This is a genomic window from Streptomyces sp. NPDC086077 (genome assembly GCF_040686175.1).
In the GTDB taxonomy this organism is placed as follows: Bacteria; Actinomycetota; Actinomycetes; order Streptomycetales; family Streptomycetaceae; genus Streptomyces.
Genome location: NZ_JBFBJT010000070.1, coordinates 21,031 through 38,089, shown reverse-complemented (window position 1 = coordinate 38,089; position 17,059 = coordinate 21,031). Strand labels below are relative to the sequence as shown.

16 protein-coding genes and 1 pseudogene are annotated in these 17,059 nt (G+C 72.6%); 16 read left to right on the top strand and 1 reads right to left on the bottom strand.

The window, feature by feature from the left end:
* Positions 1–97: 97 nt before the first annotated feature.
* The 8 genes and pseudogenes from AB0O67_RS20980 to kynU form a co-directional block, all read left to right on the top strand.
* Positions 98–244: pseudogene (locus AB0O67_RS20980) on the top strand (carbon monoxide dehydrogenase subunit G); the annotation flags it as partial.
* Between the two features lie 49 nt (positions 245–293).
* Entirely contained in the window at positions 294–1,082 is a 789-nt protein-coding gene (locus AB0O67_RS20975; RefSeq protein WP_365452149.1) for an aldose 1-epimerase, read from the top strand.
* A 10-nt stretch (positions 1,083–1,092) separates the two neighbouring features.
* A complete protein-coding gene (pyrE, locus tag AB0O67_RS20970; RefSeq protein WP_365452147.1) occupies positions 1,093–1,641 on the top strand; it encodes an orotate phosphoribosyltransferase in 549 nt (182 codons plus the stop codon).
* A 135-nt stretch (positions 1,642–1,776) separates the two neighbouring features.
* Complete coding sequence (gene fbaA, locus AB0O67_RS20965; protein WP_365452145.1) at positions 1,777–2,808, top strand: class II fructose-bisphosphate aldolase; 1,032 nt, start codon at positions 1,777–1,779, stop codon at positions 2,806–2,808.
* Positions 2,809–2,869: 61 nt separating this feature from the next.
* Entirely contained in the window at positions 2,870–4,330 is a 1,461-nt protein-coding gene (locus tag AB0O67_RS20960) for an MFS transporter (protein ID WP_365452143.1), read from the top strand.
* Positions 4,331–4,432: 102 nt separating this feature from the next.
* The gene (locus AB0O67_RS20955) at positions 4,433–4,846 is read left to right on the top strand and encodes a DUF3151 domain-containing protein (RefSeq protein ID WP_365452141.1); all 414 of its coding nucleotides are present in this window, start codon (positions 4,433–4,435) and stop codon (positions 4,844–4,846) included.
* Positions 4,847–4,989: 143 nt separating this feature from the next.
* On the top strand, positions 4,990–5,829 hold the full coding sequence (locus tag AB0O67_RS20950) for a tryptophan 2,3-dioxygenase family protein (RefSeq protein WP_365452139.1): 840 nt from the start codon (positions 4,990–4,992) through the stop codon (positions 5,827–5,829).
* Complete coding sequence (gene kynU / locus AB0O67_RS20945; protein ID WP_365452137.1) at positions 5,822–7,009, top strand: kynureninase; 1,188 nt, start codon at positions 5,822–5,824, stop codon at positions 7,007–7,009. The genes AB0O67_RS20950 and kynU overlap by 8 nt, the downstream gene beginning before the upstream one ends.
* Here the strand turns inward: kynU and AB0O67_RS20940 are convergent.
* The gene (locus tag AB0O67_RS20940; RefSeq protein WP_365452135.1) at positions 7,006–7,644 is read right to left on the bottom strand and encodes a TetR/AcrR family transcriptional regulator; all 639 of its coding nucleotides are present in this window, start codon (positions 7,642–7,644) and stop codon (positions 7,006–7,008) included. The two genes, kynU and AB0O67_RS20940, sit on opposite strands and share 4 nt — an antisense overlap.
* 200 nt (positions 7,645–7,844) lie before the next feature.
* Between AB0O67_RS20940 and AB0O67_RS20935 the strand changes: the two genes are divergently transcribed.
* From AB0O67_RS20935 to AB0O67_RS20900, 8 genes are all read left to right on the top strand, one after another.
* The gene (locus tag AB0O67_RS20935) at positions 7,845–8,771 is read left to right on the top strand and encodes an alpha/beta hydrolase (protein WP_365452133.1); all 927 of its coding nucleotides are present in this window, start codon (positions 7,845–7,847) and stop codon (positions 8,769–8,771) included.
* Positions 8,772–8,948: 177 nt separating this feature from the next.
* Positions 8,949–9,980 (top strand): alpha/beta hydrolase, encoded by a 1,032-nt coding sequence (locus tag AB0O67_RS20930; protein WP_365452131.1) that lies wholly within the window; start codon positions 8,949–8,951, stop codon positions 9,978–9,980.
* Entirely contained in the window at positions 9,973–11,256 is a 1,284-nt protein-coding gene (locus AB0O67_RS20925) for an acyltransferase (protein WP_365452129.1), read from the top strand. Before AB0O67_RS20930 ends, AB0O67_RS20925 begins: the two co-directional genes overlap by 8 nt.
* Before the next feature lie 10 nt (positions 11,257–11,266).
* Complete coding sequence (locus AB0O67_RS20920) at positions 11,267–12,877, top strand: histidine kinase (protein ID WP_365452127.1); 1,611 nt, start codon at positions 11,267–11,269, stop codon at positions 12,875–12,877.
* Complete coding sequence (locus AB0O67_RS20915; RefSeq protein ID WP_365452125.1) at positions 12,874–13,548, top strand: response regulator transcription factor; 675 nt, start codon at positions 12,874–12,876, stop codon at positions 13,546–13,548. The genes AB0O67_RS20920 and AB0O67_RS20915 overlap by 4 nt, the downstream gene beginning before the upstream one ends.
* A 126-nt stretch (positions 13,549–13,674) precedes the next feature.
* Positions 13,675–15,021, top strand: coding sequence for a histidine kinase (locus AB0O67_RS20910; protein WP_365452123.1), 1,347 nt, complete (start codon positions 13,675–13,677; stop codon positions 15,019–15,021).
* Positions 15,018–15,683, top strand: coding sequence for a response regulator transcription factor (locus AB0O67_RS20905; RefSeq protein WP_365452121.1), 666 nt, complete (start codon positions 15,018–15,020; stop codon positions 15,681–15,683). Before AB0O67_RS20910 ends, AB0O67_RS20905 begins: the two co-directional genes overlap by 4 nt.
* Before the next feature lie 113 nt (positions 15,684–15,796).
* Positions 15,797–17,017 (top strand): cytochrome P450, encoded by a 1,221-nt coding sequence (locus AB0O67_RS20900; protein ID WP_365452119.1) that lies wholly within the window; start codon positions 15,797–15,799, stop codon positions 17,015–17,017.
* The last annotated feature ends 42 nt before the right edge of the window (positions 17,018–17,059 follow it).

The following is a 17,059-nucleotide window of genomic DNA, read 5'->3' as shown; positions in this document are numbered from 1 at the left end:
GCGTGGACGCCGAGCCAGGCGATCTCAGCGATGTCGTCGACGCGGCGGAGCTGGTCGCCACCGTGGACGATGACGTCAACCCCCGTGAGAAAGCTACCACGCCCCGCCCCGCGGCCGCTACGCCCCCGTCCCGGCCCCCCAGACCGTCGCCCAGAACCCCACCCTGCGCTGGGCGGCCCCCGCCGCCGCGCTGGTCGTGGCGGGCGCCATCGTCCTGGGCCGCGCCCTGCGCCGCCGCCAGTGAGCGACGGCGACCGGACAGGCCCTCTTGATCTCCCCAGTAGGGTCGTCCCGTGAGTAACGAACCCATCACGCTGACCGCGGGCGACGCGGAACTGACCGTGCGGCCGGACAACGGCGGCCGTGTCGCGGGTCTCCGCGTCGGCGGCACCGAACTCCTGCGCCAAGGCGACCGATTCGGCTGTTTCCCGATGGTCCCCTGGTGCGGGCGGACCCGCGACGGCCGGTTCCACAACGGCGCCGTCGTGCACCAGCTGCCCCTCAACGCCCCGCCGCACGCCATCCACGGCACCGCCCGCGACGGCGCCTGGAACCCCGCCCGTGTCACGGCCGACGAGGCGGTGCTGACGTACGACCTGGTGGACCCCTGGCCCTACCCCGGGCGGGTCACCCACGTCATCGGCCTCACGCCGGACGCCCTGACGCTGACCATGGCCGTCGAGACCTACCAGGACTCCTTCCCGGCGCAGGTCGGCTGGCACCCGTGGTTCAACCGGAACCTCGGCGGGGCCGACGCCCAGCTCGACTTCGCCCCCGCCTGGCAGGAGGAGCGCGGCGACGACCACCTCCCCACCGGCAACCGCCTCGACCCCGAGCCCGGCCCCTGGGACGACTGCTTCGGCATGCCCGGCGGAGTCGACGTCACCGTCACCTGGCCGGGACAGCTGGAGTTGAAGGTCACCAGCACGGAGGAGTGGGTCGTGGTCTACGACGAGCAGGAGGCCGCCGTCTGCGTGGAGCCGCAGACCGGGCCGCCCAACGGGCTCAACACCCTCCCGCGCCTGGTCACCCCCCTGGAGCCGCTGGAGGCCACGACGACCTGGCGCTGGACGCGGCTCTAAGCTGGGCTGCATGACGGACGTACGTGGCGCGCTGCTGCAGCAGATCAAGGACAAGGCCGTGGTGCACGGCAAGGTGACCCTCTCCTCGGGCCTGGAGGCGGACTACTACGTCGACCTGCGCCGCGTCACGCTCGACGGCGAGGCCGCCCCGCTGGTCGGCCAGGTGCTGCTCGACCTGACCGCGGACCTGGAGTTCGACGCCGTCGGCGGGCTCACCATGGGCGCCGACCCGGTCGCCGCCGCGATGCTGCACGCCGCCGGCGCGCGCGGCCGCGGGCTGGACGCGTTCGTGGTCCGCAAGACCGCGAAGGCGCACGGCCTGCAGCGGCGGGTCGAGGGGCCGGACATCGCGGGCCGCCGCGTGCTGGTCGTCGAGGACACCTCCACCACCGGCGGCTCCCCGCTCACCGCCGTCGAGGCGGTGCGCGAGGCCGGTGCCGAGGTGGTCGCCGTCGCGACGATCGTCGACCGGGCGACCGGCGCCGCCGAGAAGATCGAGGAGGGCGCCGGGGTGCCCTACCTCTACGCGTACTCGAAGGACGAGCTGGGACTGGACTGAGCCACCCCTGCCGGGGGCCCTCGGAGCATCCCGTCCCGTCTGGAAAGATGGGGCCGACGATGACGTCGCACCCCAGGTCTAGGTCAGGGCCGTAAGTACGCAGAACGCCAACCCGCACATACAAGGAGCGGACAGATGCCCATCGCAACCCCCGAGGTCTACAACGAGATGCTCGACCGGGCGAAGGCAGGCAAGTTCGCCTACCCGGCCATCAACGTCACCTCGTCCCAGACCCTGCACGCGGCTCTGCGTGGCTTCGCCGAGGCCGAGAGCGACGGCATCATCCAGATCTCGACGGGCGGTGCCGAGTTCCTTGGCGGCCAGCACAACAAGGACATGGTCACCGGCGCGGTCGCCCTGGCCGAGTTCGCGCACATCGTCGCCCAGAAGTACGACGTGACCATCGCCCTGCACACGGACCACTGCCCGAAGGACAAGCTCGACGGGTACGTCCGTCCGCTGATCGCGGTCTCCGAGGAGCGCGTCGCCCGCGGCGAGAACCCGCTCTTCCAGTCGCACATGTGGGACGGCTCCGCCGAGACCCTGGCCGACAACCTGGCCATCGGCCAGGAGCTGCTCGCCCGCGCCGCCGCCGCGAAGATCATCCTTGAGGTGGAGATCACGCCGACCGGTGGCGAGGAGGACGGCGTCACGCACGAGATCAACGACAAGCTGTACACCACGGTCGACGACGCGCTCCGTACGGCCGAGGCGCTGGGCCTGGGCGAGAAGGGCCGCTACCTGCTCGCCGCGTCCTTCGGCAACGTGCACGGCGTGTACAAGCCGGGCAACGTCGTCCTCCGCCCCGACCTGCTGAAGGAGCTCAACGAGGGCGTCGCCGCCAAGTACGGCCGTCCCGCCGACGCCAAGGTCTTCGACTTCGTCTTCCACGGCGGCTCCGGCTCCACCGAGCAGGAGATCCAGACCGCGCTGGAGAACGGCGTCGTCAAGATGAACATCGACACCGACACGCAGTACGCCTTCACGCGTCCGGTCGTCGACCACATGTTCAGGAACTACGACGGCGTCCTCAAGGTCGACGGCGAGGTCGGCTCGAAGAAGACCTACGACCCGCGGACCTGGGGCAAGCTCGCCGAGGCGGGCATGGCCTCGCGCGTCACCGAGGCCTGCCGGCACCTGCGTTCGGCCGGCACGAAGCTGAAGTAGCACCCGGATTTCCCCCTCGGGCCCGGCGCGACAGCGCCGGGCCCGCTGTATACCTGGGAACATGCCTGATGTCCGGCTGTCCTCGTCCCAGGGCAAGTGGATCCTGCTCACCACCGTGCTCGGCTCCAGCATGGCCCTGCTGGACTCGACCGTCGTCAACGTGGCCCTGCCCCACATCGGCGCCGACCTGAACGCCGACCTGGCGGCGCTCCAGTGGACGGTCAACGCGTACATGCTCACGCTGGCGGGGCTGATCCTGCTGGGCGGCTCGCTGGGGGACACCTACGGCCGCCGGAAGATCTTCGTCATCGGCGTCGTGTGGTTCGCGGCGGCCTCGCTGCTGTGCGGGTTCGCGCCCAACTCGGGGGTGCTGATCGCCGCGCGGGCCCTTCAGGGCATCGGCGGAGCGCTGCTCACGCCGGGCTCGCTGGCCCTCATCCAGGCGTCCTTCCACGCCGACGACCGGGCGCGGGCGGTCGGCCTGTGGTCCGGCTTCGGCGGTATCGGCGCCGCCGTCGGGCCCTTCCTCGGCGGCTGGCTGGTGGACGGCCCCGGCTGGCGCTGGATCTTCCTGCTCAACGTCCCGCTCGCCCTGGTGTGCATTCCGGTGGCCCTGCGGCACGTCCCGGAGTCCGCCGACGGCCGCAAGCACGGCCGTTTCGACGTGCTCGGCGCGGTGCTGGTCGCAGTGTCGCTGGCACTGGTGACCTACGCCCTGATCGAGGCCACGGAGGGCTCCCTCGTGGTCGCCCTGACGGCGACCGCCGGTGTGGCGGCGGGCGTCGCCTTCGTGAACCTGGAGAAGCACCGGCCCGATCCGATGATGCCGCTCGACATCTTCTCGTCGCGGCAGTTCACCGCCGTCAACCTGGTCACGCTGTGCGTGTACGCGGCCTTCGGCGGCTTCTTCTTCCTCGCCGCGCTCCAGCTCCAGGTGGTCTCCGGCTACTCGGCCCTGGCCGCCGGTACGGCCCTGCTGCCGACCACGGCCCTGATGCTGCTGTTCTCCGCCCGCTCCGGAGCGCTGGGCGAGCGCGTCGGCCCGCGCATCCCGCTCACCGTGGGGCCGCTGCTGGCCGGGACGGGGATGCTGTTGATGCTGCGGGTGGGCGAGAACGCCTCGTACGTGCGCGACGTCCTGCCGGCGCTGCTGGTGCTGGGCCTGGGCATGGTCACCTTGGTCGCCCCGCTCACCGCCACGGTCCTCGCCTCCGTCGACACGGCCCGGGCCGGTCTGGCCAGCGGCATCAACAACGCGGCGGCGCGGGCGGCGGGCCTGGTGGCGGTCGCCGCGCTGCCCCTGGTGGCCGGGATGGGCCCGGAGGCCTACCGCTCACCGGCCGCCTTCGACGCGGCGTTCGGCCGGGCCATGGTGGTCTGCGCCGCGATCCTGCTGGTCGGCTCGTTCCTCGCCTTCACCTACGTCCGCCACCCGGCCCCGGGCTGCGAACGCCCCGAATGCCGCACGCACGGCAACGTGCTGTCCCCGCCGCTGGAGAGGCCGGGGCCGGCGGAGGTGTAGCACGGGGAGCGGGGCGGGGCCGGCGGAGGTGTGGCGCGGGGGAGCGGGGCCGGGCAGGACGGCAGCCGCTCCCGTTCCGCGGGGATGTACCAGACTGGTCCTATGACGATTCACGAGAACCTCCTCGGGGGACCGCCCCCGACCCACCTCCCCGACGACCCGGAGCCGCGTGAGCTGCTTGCGGGCGGGGCAGCGCCCTCCGAGGTCGCGGCGCAGTACCCGACGTCCTCGCTGGCCTGGGCGCAGCTGGCCGACGACGCGTTCGAGCGGGGCAGCGTCGTGGAGTCGTACGCCTATGCCCGTACGGGCTACCACCGCGGCCTGGACGCCCTGCGCCGCAGCGGCTGGAAGGGCCACGGACCCGTGCCCTGGGAGCACGAGCCGAACCGCGGCTTCCTGCGCGCCCTGCACGCCCTGGCCCGCGCGGCGGGTTCGATCGGTGAGCAGGAGGAGTACGAGCGCTGCACCCAGTTCCTGAAGGACTCCTCGCCGACGGCGGCGCAGACGCTGGGCTAGGCACGCTTTCGCGGGCCCGTCTGTGATCCAGACGGGCCTTGCGATGTTCCGGGGCATCCCTGAGGATGCGGGTGGGGACCGGGGCCCCCGTGTCGGTAACGGCAGGGGCGGACCGCTACCCGGAGTAACAACAGGAGACAGCGATGTCCCAAGAGGCTCACGACACGCAGGAGCCCGAGACCCCGCATCTCGATTTCGCAGGCACGACGCCTTACGAGGACTACGTCAAGGCGGACGTGCTGACACATCTCCAGCACACCCTCTCCGACGACCCCGGAGAGATGGTCTTCCTGGTGACCACCCAGGTGATGGAGCTGTGGTTCACCGTCGTCGTCCACGAGTGGGAGACCGCCGCGAAGGCGTTCCGCGAGGACGACATCCCGGTGGCGGTGGCGGCGCTGAAGCGCTCCGTCCGCGAGCTGGAGGCGCTGAACGCCTCCTGGACGCCGCTCGGGCAGCTGACGCCGGCCCAGTTCAACTCGTACCGCTCGGCCCTCGGCGAGGGCTCCGGCTTCCAGTCGGCGATGTACCGCCGGATGGAGTTCCTGCTCGGCGAGAAGTCCGCGTCCATGCTGGTCCCCCACCGGGGCGCCCCCCGCGTCCACGCCGAGCTGGAGAAGGCGCTGCACGAGCCGAGCCTCTACGACGAGGTGCTGCGGTTGCTGGCCCGGCGCGGCCACGCCGTGCCCGAGTCCGTGCTGCGGCGTGACGTGTCGCGGCGCTACGAGCCCTCGGACGAGGTCGAGGCGGTGTGGACCGCCCTCTACGCCGGCGACCAGAACGCCGAACTCGTGCGTCTCGGCGAGGCGCTGACCGATGTGGCCGAACTGGTGTGGCGCTGGCGCAACGACCACCTGGTCGCCACCCGCCGCGCCATGGGCGCCAAGGCCGGCACGGGCGGTTCGGCCGGCGTGGCCTGGCTGGAGAAGCGCGCCCGCAAGAACGTGTTCCCCGAGCTGTGGACGGCGCGGTCGTATGTCTGAACTCGCCCTGCGGGCACAGAAGCTGGACGGGGCGGACCAACTCGCCCCGCTGCGCTCCCGGTTCGTCCTCGACGACGTCGTCTACCTGGACGGAAACTCCCTCGGCGCCCTGCCCGCGCACGTCCCGGACCGCCTGGCGGACGTCGTCCGCAGGCAGTGGGGCGAACTGCGCATCCGCTCCTGGGAGGAGAGCGGCTGGTGGACGGCGCCGGAGCGGATCGGCGACCGCATCGCCCCGCTGGTCGGCGCGGCCCCCGGCCAGATCGTCGTGGGCGACTCGACCAGCGTCAACGTCTTCAAGGCGCTGGTGGCGGCGGTCCGGATCGCCGGTGCCGGGCGGGACGAGATCCTCGTGGACGCCACCACCTTCCCCACGGACGGCTACATCGCCGAGTCGGCGGCCCGCATGACGGGATGCTCGCTGCGCGCGGTGGTGCCGGGCGAGGTGGGCGCCGCCCTGTCGGGGCGTACGGCCGCGGTCCTGCTGAACCACGTCGACTACCGCACGGGCCGGCTGCACGACCTGCCGGCGCTGACGGCGGCGGTGCGCGAGGCGGGCGCGGTGGCCGTCTGGGACCTGTGCCACAGCGCGGGCGCACTGCCGGTCGGGCTCGACGAGCACGGCGTCGGCCTGGCGGTCGGCTGCACGTACAAGTATCTCAACGGCGGCCCCGGTTCGCCCGCGTACCTGTACGTGCGCCGGGACCTCCAGGACCGCTTCGACTCACCGCTGCCGGGGTGGAACTCGCACGTGGAGCCCTTCGGCATGCGCGGCGCGTACGAACCGGCGCCGGGTGCGGTCCGCGGGCGCGTGGGCACGCCGGACATCCTCTCGATGCTGGCCCTGGAGGCCGCGCTGGAGGTGTGGGACGGCGTCCCGATCGAGGCCGTACGCGAGAAGTCGCTCGCCCTGACGGACTTCTTCCTTGAGTGCGTGGGGGAGTACGTGCCGAGCGGGCGGGTGGAGCCGGTGACCCCGCTCGCCCACGCGGAGCGCGGCAGCCAGGTGGCGCTGCGGTGCGCGGACGCCGGGGACGTGATGAAGCGGCTGATCGAGCGAGGTGTGGTCGGCGACCACCGCGCCCCGGACATCCTGCGCTTCGGCTTCACGCCGCTGTATGTGGGGTTCGCGGACGTGGAGCGGGCGGGGCGGGTGCTGGGGGAGGTGCTGGGGGCCTAGCCGCGGGCGCTGGGGCTTGGGTGCGGGTGCTCACTACTGACGTACACCCCCGCCACGGCAGCCGCATGCGCGGCCCGCGCGGCGCGCTCCGCGGCGGGGACGTCCGGGGCCACCCCGGTCGTCAGCAGCTCGTAGTAGAGGGGTGCCGAAACCGCCCGTACCACCGCCCCCGCATCCGTCCCCTCCGGCAACTCGCCCCGGCTGACGCCCTGTTCCACGCAGGGTGCCCACTCGGCGACCCGGACCTCGTAGAACCGGCGCAACGCGGCAGCCGTCCGCTCGTCGCACACGGCCGCCGCGATCACCGCCCGGAACAGCGCACCCTGCCGTGGATCCGCCAGCGTCCGCCGCACCAGGCGGGCGTTCGCCCGCAGATCCCCCAGCACGGACCCGGTCTCCTCGCGCGGCAGCGACTGCTCGGCCATGTCCACCAGCAGATCGGCCACCAGCCCGGTCACGGACCCCCACCGCCGATACACGGTCGTCTTGCCCACCTCGGCCCGCCGTGCGACATCCGCGAGGTCGAGATGCGCGAACCCCCGCTCGGCCAGGACGTCCCCGGCCGCCCGCAGAACGGCCGCACGCACGCGTGCGGTACGGCCGCCCGGGCGTACGGTGCCTGGTTCGGCGGTCATGGGCGGTCTCCTCGATGCGGCGCGTACGGCGGGACATCACCGTGACTCCAGCGTAAACGAAACGACGGAACCGTTTATCTGCTCCTCACCGAGCGTGACATCCGCGTGCAGCCCCTCGTCACCGGCCTGATACCGTCCCGGCCAACGGCCGATTTCCCCTCTGGTCCGCCAAACCCGTTACGTCGTTGAGAGGTTGGAGCATGCCGGACGACGCCGCAGCAGCCCGGGCCGCCGAGGAGGAGTCCGCCTTCTCGCATCCGGCCGTCGACCCCGACGCCACGGCCGCGTACGGCGACCACCCCGACCAGCTGATCGACTTCTACGCCCCGCGCGGCACGGAAGCCGCCGGGCCCGCGGAAGTCGCCCCCCTCGTCGTGGTGCTGCACGGGGGTGCCTGGCGGGCGCCGTACGACCGCCGGCACATCAGCCCGTTCGCGGACTTCCTGGCCCACCGGGGGTTCGCCGTGGCGAGCGTCGAGTACCGGAGAGGTGCCGACTCGGGTGCGGGCGAGGGCGCCGGTGCCGGTGGTGGTGGTGCGGGTGCCGGTGCCGCCGTCGGGCCGGTCGCCGGTCGCTGGCCGGAGACCTTCGACGACGTCGCCGCCGCGCTGGACGCGCTGCCCGCCCTCGTGCGGGAGGCCGTGCCGCAGGCCGACTTCCGCCGCACGGTGATCACCGGACATTCGGCGGGCGGGCAGCTGGCGTTGTGGGCGGCCGCCCGGCACGTGCTGCCGGCGGACGCATCCTGGCGCACGGACCGGCCCGCGCCGCTGCGGGGCGTGGTGGCCCTGGCCCCGATCGCCGACTTCGCGGTGGCCGGGAAGCTGGACGTGTGCGGCGGTGCGGCGGGCCAACTCCTCGGTGGTACGGAGCACTTCGCGGGGCGGCAGCCCTATGCCGACCCGGCGCTCCTGCTGCCGACCGGCATCGCGACGACGCTCGTCCAGGGGCGCGCGGACGAGGTCGTCCCCCAGGCCGTCGCCGAGTCGTACGCGGATGCGGCGGCGAAGGCGGGGGAGGTGGTGGGGCTGACCCTGCTGGAGGATGTCGGGCACTTTCCGCTGATCGATCCGGTGGCGGACGCGTGTGCGGTGGTGGCGGAGGAGATCGCGCAGTTGGCTTGGTGACGCTGCGTGCTCTGCGTGCGCTGCGTGCTCTGCGTGCTCTGTGTCTTCCTCGTACCCGTAATACCTGAGAGCTACCTGCCGGAAGAGCTCCCTGGCGGGACGCGGACGACGTGTCCTGATCCGTAACTTCCCTACCAGAACGGCCCGATGGACGGGCGGACTGGGAGGAAGACGGCCATGGGGCTGGGGTTCGAGGTCGTCGCCAGGGTGGCCGGACGGGCGACGGGGGGTTCGAGGGCGACCCTCCTCACCGTCCGCCGTCTATGTCGTTCCCTTCTCGCCCTCCTCATCACCGTCGCCGTCGTGATCCCCCTCTCCGCGGCGGCCCGGCCCCGCATCCCGGCTCCCGCCCCGGCCGTGCTCACGCCGCTCACCGCCTCCACGCTGGACGAGGCCTACGCCGCCAACCGCGCGAACGCCGCGGCGGCGTCCCGGATGGCCGCGGCACACGGCGACCACGGCCGAGCCGTCGCCGACGGCGCCCTGGCCGACCCGTCCCGCACCCTTCTCGCCTTCGACGGCCGTGGTTCCGGCCTGGCGACCGAGGTGTTCGGCGACCTGGCCCACGCCGACCGCATAGCCGTCCTGGTCCCGGGTTCCGACACCACCCTCGACACCTACCCCCGCTTCCGCGCTGCGGCCACAGCCCTGTACGGCCAACTGACCCGGCACGCCCCGAAGGACTCGCGCCCGGCGGTGATCGCCTGGCTCGGCTACGAGACCCCGCGCACGATCAGCACCACGGCCCTCACCACCACCCGCGCCGACCGAGCCGCCCCGAGGCTCCGCGAGTTGATACGGCGGCTGCACGTGATCGCCGGCCCCGAGGTCCGTGTCTCGCTGCTCTGCCACTCCTACGGCTCGGTCGTCTGCGCCCGCGCCGCCTCCACCGGACCCGGCGTCGGCGACATCGCGTTCGTCGGCAGCCCCGGCACGGGCGTGGACTCGGCGGCGGCGCTGCGCACGTCCGCCCGCGTCTGGGCGGCCCGCGGCGCCGACGACTGGATCGCGGAGGTCCCGTACGTCAGGACCAACCTGTTCGGCACCACCGTCGGCTTCGGCACCGACCCGGTGTCACCGGCCTACGGCGCCCGCGTCTTCGCGGCCGGCGAGGGCGGCCACAGCGACTACTACACCCCGGGCTCGGTCTCCCTGGCCAACCTCGCCCGGATCGTTCTCGGCGACACCTCGGAGGTGACCCGTGCGTGACATACCCGACCGGACCGTCCGGTACGTCCGGAAGTCCGCCGCCCGTATCGACGCGGCCACACCCCCGGACCGGGACCGCGCGGTCGACGCCCTGCGGGCCTTCGCGATCCTCGGGGTCGTGCTCGGCCACTGGCTGGTGACCGCCCTGGTGGCGGACGGCGGCACCCTGCGCGCGTCCAGTCCGCTCCAGCACATGCCCTGGCTGTCCCCGATCTCCTGGGTCTTCCAGACGCTGGCCGTGTTCTTCCTGGTGGGCGGCCATGTGGCGACCCGGGGTCACGCTTCGGCGCGAGCGCGCGGCGTGCCGTACCGGAGCTGGCTGGTCGCCCGCCTGGCCAGACTCTTCGCGCCGGTGGCCGCCGTGCTGGCGCTGTGGACGGTGGCGGCGGTCGCGCTGCTGCTGACGGGCGCGGAGTTCACGACGGTCCGCACGATGGTGAAGCTCGCCCTGTCACCCCTGTGGTTCCTGCTGGTCTTCGCCGCCCTGAGGGCGGCGACCCCCTTGCTCGTACGGGTCAACCCGCTGTGGCCGCTGGCGGTCGTTCTCCATGTGGACCTCGTGCGCTTCGGCCTCGACGGCCCGTCCTGGCTCGGATGGGTGAACGTGGCCGCGGGCTGGCTGGTGCCGTTCACCCTGGGCGCCGCCCGGTCCCGGGGTGAGCTGGAGCGCCGCCGCGCCGGGTGGGTCCTGCTCGTCGGCGGGGCGGCGGTGACGGCGGCTCTGGTGGCCTGGGCCGGGTATCCGGCGTCGATGGTCGGCGTGCCCGGCGCCGAGGTCTCCAACCTCAACCCGCCCACGCTGGCCGCCGTCACCTTCGGCCTGGCCCAGTGCGGGCTCGCCCTGCTGCTGCGCGGTCCGCTGCGCCGGGGGATGCGCCGGCCGTCGGCCTGGGCCGCGGTCGCCCTGCTCAACCTCTCCGCGATGACGATCTTCCTGTGGCACCAGACGGCGCTGATGGCCACCACGGCCACAGGCCTGCTCGCCGGCCACCTTCCGGGCCTGCACACCCGCCCCGACGCCCCCGTCTGGATCGCGGCCCGCCTCAGCTGGCTCCCGGTGTTCGCCCTGGCCCTGGCGGTCTGCTGGGCGGCGTTCCGCGGCCACGAGCTGCGCACCGACGGACAGGGCCCGCACCGGGGCCGGCGCACGCGCTCCCGCCGCTCGCACGTGGTCCGCGTCCACCGCGGCCGTCGTACCGCCGAGGAGGCCCCGGATGCCCGGCCGACGCCACCACCCGCCCAGCCGGAAGCCCACCCCACCGCACGGTCTGTCTAGGGTGAGCGGCATGACGGGCAGGGGGGCTACAGAAAAGCGGGGCGAGCAGCGGGACGCGGGCGGTGAGACGCCGCAGGTCGAGGGGGGCGAGGGCATGGAGAGGCCGCGCACCTGTCGGGACGCGCGCGGGGATGCGCCCGCCCCCAGCACCACCTCCCCTCCCGACCACCTCCCCACCCGCGCCCTCTCCCACCTGAGGAACGCCCTCCGCGGCCTCCGCGACGACCTGTGGACCGGAGCGGTCAACCCCCTCCCACCCTCGGTGTGGCTCCGCTGGTTCCCGCACGGACTGGTGTTCCTCGTGGCGATCGGCACCCTGATCGCCAACGCCGACCAGATGGCCGACGGCTACGGACTCGGCACGGAGTACGGCCTGCTGTGCGCGACGGCGCAGGGCGTGGCCGTCGCCCTCGCGCTGTGGTGCCCGGTCCCGGCGTGGTGGCTGTCGATGACGGCGACGATCGTGGCGGCCATGGGCGCCCGGGTGCATCTGATCGCCGGCCAGGTGCCCGGCGACCCAGGCTGGCCATGGGGCCCACCCGCGCTGGTCGCGCACGGCCTCGTCCTGTTCCTGCTCGCCCTGCGCGTGCCCACCCGCGTCTCTGCCACGGTCCTCGCCCTGACGGCACTGGCCACCTGGATCACGCAGGGCCTCATCGGCGCCGCGCACTACTCGTCCACCGGCACCCTGGCGGTCGCCCTCTTCGCGGGCGTCGTCCTGCTCGGTATCGCCCTCAGAGGCCGCCGCGAGGCCCGGACCCAGCTCGTGGAGCAGGCCGGCATCACGGCGGAGGAACGCGCGCGCCGCACCCTGCTGGAGGAGCGCAGCCGGATCGCGCGCGAGCTGCACGACGTCGTCGCGCACCACATGTCGGTGATCTCCATCCAGGCCCAGGTCGCCCCGCACCTGGTGGAGAACCCGTCCGAGGAGCTGAAGGAGAACCTCGACGGCATCCGCAAGAACGCCCTGGAGGCGCTCACCGAACTCCGCCGGGTGCTCGGCGTCCTGCGCTCGGAGCACCCCGACGACCCCGACGGCCCGTACGGCCTGGGCGACGCCGGAACCGGTTCCGCCCCGGACGCCCCGCAGCCCACGCTCGACCGGATCGACGCCTTGATCGACAACACCCGGGCCGCCGGACTGCACGTCGTGACCGACATCCGGGGCGAGCCGAACCTGCCGTACTCGCCGGGCGTGGAGCTGTCGGCGTACCGGATCGTGCAGGAGGGCCTGAGCAACGCCCTGCGCCACGCACCCGGCTCCCATGTCCGCGTCGAGATCACGCACTTCCCCGAGGGCCTCTACCTGGGCGTGCTCAACTCCCGCCCGGAACGTCCGGTCCAGCCCTCCCCGGGCGCCGGGCACGGCCTGCTCGGCATGCGTGAACGCGCGACGATGCTCGGCGGCCACCTCACGGCGACCCGGACACTGCACGGCGGCTTCGCGGTCTCCGCGTTCCTCCCCAAGGACGGCCGGCCCCGGCCCGACGGCCCCCGCGTCCCGGCCCCCGACCCGCGGCTGCCCGCCCCGGAGCTGTACTTCCCCCCGCCCGGCACGACGGACTTCATGTCCCTCCGGTCCTTGGACCCGCTGACCCCGCCAGGAGAAGAAACCCCATGACGAGCGGCATCATCCGTGTACTCATCGCCGACGACCAGCAGATGGTCCGGCAGGGCTTCACCGTGCTGCTCAACACCCAGCCGGACATCGACGTGATCGGCCAGGCGGTCGACGGCCTGGACGCCGTGGCCAAGGTCGCCGAGCTGGCCCCGGACGTCGTCCTCATGGACATCCGCATGCCGGAGCTCGGCGGCATCGAGGCGACCCGCCGCGTCACCACCGCCACCCCGCTGACGAAGGTGCTGGTCCTGACCACCTTCGACCTGGACGAGTACGTCTACGAGGCGCTGCGCGCCGGCGCGTCCGGGTTCCTGCTGAAGGACGCCTCCGCGGATCAGCTGGCCGAGGCGGTCCGGGTGGTGGCGGCCGGTGACGCGCTGCTCGCGCCGGGCATCACGCGGCGGCTGATCGCCGAGTTCTCCCGGCTGGAGGGTCCGCCCCGGGCCCCGCTCAAGGAACGCGTCGGTGACCTGACGGAACGGGAGACGGAGGTCCTCGCCCTGATCGCCCGCGGCCTGTCGAACGCGGAGATCGCCCAGCATCTGGTCGTGGCCGAGCAGACGGTGAAGACCCATGTGGGGCGCATCCTGGTCAAACTGGGCCTTCGCGATCGCACCCAGGCAGCGGTGTTCGCGTACGAGTCGGGCCTGGTCAGGCCCACCGGTTACTGACGGAAGTCACCGGCCTGGCCAGCAGGCCGACGTGCGGCAGCGGACCCGTAGTACCTGAGAGGGATACCGAATGACCCCTCTCACTGGTGACGACCGCGATCCCCACCGCGCCGTACGGTTCTGAACGTGACCGAGACGACCCAGACGCACAGGCCCCCGACACCGCCGAGCGGTGCCGCGGCGCGCAGCCCCGAGTACCGGCTGGCCCTGGATGCCCTGCGGGGGCTGCGCCAGGATCTGTTCCACGACGCCTTCGCCTACCGCCCGCTGCCCCGCATGAGCGTCGACGGGCCGATAACGCGCCGGCTGAAGGGCCGGCTGCGCCACTACGCGGCGTGGACGCCGCACGCGGTGGTGACGTGGGCGGCCCTGCTGGCGATGCTCGTCGGGTACGAGTCGAGTCGCGGCGAGACCCTCAGCGCGTTCGTCGGTCTCCTCGCGCTGGCCCCGGTCCTGCTGACCCTCGTCCGTCCCGTCGGCGCCTTCTGGGCCTCCATGGCCGCGGCTCCGGTCTCCGGCATGTTCTACGGCGGCTGGTACGAGTGGCCCTGGCCCCCCGGCGCCTTCCTCGCTCATCTGACCGTGCTGACGATCGTCGCCATGCGCACCCGGCCCCGTACGGCCGCTTGGATGTGGGTGCTGACCGCGTTCTACGGCTTCTTCGCGGACTCCATCCTCAGCTCGGGCTACTACGACTCGAACACGGGCCCGATGCTCGTCCTGTCGGCGCTCATCCTGCTGTTCGTCGCCGTGCTGCACATCCGTCGTCAGGCCAAGCAGGAGGTGACCGCGCAGCAGACGGTCACCGAGCACGAGCGCTCCCGCCGCACGCTCCTGGAGGAGCGCACCACGATCGCCCGCGAACTGCACGACGTCGTCGCCCACCACATGTCGGTCGTCGCCATCCAGGCGGAGGCCGCGCCCTACCGGGTGGAGAACCCGCCGCCGGAGCTGGAGCACGCCTTCGTCACCATCCGGGAGAACGCGGTCGCGGCGCTGACCGAGCTCCGTCGCGTCCTGGGGGTCGTGCGCGCCGAGGACTACGAGGCGCCCGAGGCCCCGCAGCCCACCCTCGCCGACCTGGACGCGCTCCTCGCCAACGTGCGGGACGCGGGCCTGACCGTCGACAAGACGGTCACCGGGGCGGTGCGCGAGCTTCCACAGGGTGTGGAACTCTCGGCCTACCGCATAGTCCAGGAGGCGCTGAGCAACACCCTGCGGCATGCACCCGGGGCGAGCGCCCAGGTGGAGATCGGCTATGTCCTCGGCGGACTGGGCCTGCGGATAGTCAACGGCCCGCCCCCGGCGCCGGCCCTGGTCAAGCCCTCGCCCGGCGCGGGACACGGCATCACGGGGATGCGCGAGCGCGTCACCATGCTGAACGGCGAGATGACGGCGGGCCGTACGGACGAGGAGGGCTACGAGGTGACGGTGTTCCTGCCGGTGGCCACGGTGAGCGAAGGTGAGGCATGACCATCCGCGTGCTGGTCGCGGACGACCAGATGATGGTGCGCGAGGGCTTCTCGGTCCTGCTGAACGCGATGCCCGACATCGAGGTCGTCGGCGAGGCGGTCAACGGCCGGGAAGCGGTCGAGAAGGTCCGCGAGCTCTCGCCGGACGTCGTGCTGATGGACATCCGGATGCCCGAGCTGAACGGCATCGAGGCGACCCGGGAGATCATCGCGGCGGACGGCATGGCGAAGGTGCTGGTGCTGACGACGTTCGACCTCGACGAGTACGTGTACCAGGCGCTGCGGGCGGGAGCCTCCGGCTTCCTGCTCAAGGACGCCTCGGCACGGCAGCTCGCCGACGGGGTGCGGGTGGTGGCCTCCGGCGAGGCCCTGCTGGCCCCGTCGGTCACCAGGCGGCTGATCAAGGAGTTCTCGAAGCTGTCCGACGCCCCGGGCATCCCGGCCACCGCGCAGGCGGCGTACGGGGATCTGACCGAGCGGGAGACGGAGGTGCTGGTGCTGATCGCCCAGGGCCTGTCGAACTCGGAGATAGCCGGGCGGCTGGTCGTGGCCGAGTCGACGATCAAGACCCACGTCAGCCGCGTCCTGGTGAAGCTGGGTCTGCGGGACCGTACGCAGGCGGCGGTGTTCGCCTACGAGGCGCGGCTGGTGACGCCGGGCTGAGCGGGCGGCGGGACGGCGGCACGCGGATGCCGATCGACGGCCGGTGGCATGCCGTGCGTCACGTCGTCGGACCACCCTGGTCAGTGAGTGTGCTTCCGGGCTAGCGTCCGTCCATGGCAGCTGCTTCCGATCTCGCCTTCGATCCGTGGGACCCGGCGTTCCTGGCCGACCCGTACCCCGCCTACACGGAGCTGCGGGCTCGTGGCCGGGTGCTGTACTTCGAGCGCACCAACCAGTGGCTGGTCCCGCACCACGCGGACGTCTCGGCGCTGCTGCGCGACCGGCGCCTCGGCCGGAGCTACCGGCACCGGTTCACGCACGAGGACTTCGGGCGCACCGCGCCCGCGCCGGAGCACGAGCCGTTCCACACGCTGAACGACCACGGGATGCTGGACCTGGAGCCGCCGGACCACACGCGGATCCGGCGCCTGGTGTCGAAGGCGTTCACCCCGCGCACGGTGGAGCGGCTGAAGCCGTACGTGGACAAGCTGGCCGGTGACCTCGTCGCGGCTCTGGCCGAGGCGGGCGGCGGTGACCTGCTGACGGACGTGGCGGAGCCGCTGCCGGTCGCGGTGATCGCCGAGATGCTCGGCATCCCCGAGGCGGACCGGGCCCCGCTGCGGCCCTGGTCGGCGGACATCTGCGGGATGTACGAGCTGGGCCCGTCGCAGGAGACGGCGGCGCGGGCGGTGCGGGCGTCGGTCGAGTTCTCGGAATACCTGAGGGAGTTGATCGCCCGGCGTCGCGAGGAGCCCGGCGAGGACCTGATCTCCGGCCTGATCGCGGCGCACGACGAGGGGGACCGACTGACCGAGCAGGAGATGATCTCGACGGCGGTGCTGCTGCTGAACGCCGGCCACGAGGCGACGGTGAACGCCACGGTCAACGGCTGGTGGGCGCTCTTCCGCAACCCGGACCAGCTGGCGGCCCTGCGCGCCGACCACTCCCTCGTCCCCTCCGCCGTCGAGGAGTTGATGCGCTACGACACCCCGCTCCAGCTCTTCGAGCGCTGGGTCCTGGACGACATCGAGATCGACGGCACCACGATCCCGCGGGGCGCGGAGATGGCGATGCTCTTCGGCTCCGCGAACCACGACGACGAGGTCTTCACCGCGCCGGAACGCCTGGACCTCACCCGCCAGGAGAACCCCCACATCTCCTTCAGCGCCGGCATCCACTACTGCATAGGCGCCCCCCTGGCCCGCATCGAACTGGCGGCGTCGATGCGGGCGTTGCTGGAACTGGCCCCGAACCTGAGCCTCGCGACGGAACCCGAGCGCAAGCCGAACTTCGTGATCCGGGGCCTGCAAGGCTTGAGCGTGGAGCTGAACTGATCATCGTTCGGCTGAGCGGGCGTCGGATACCGGGACAGCCGC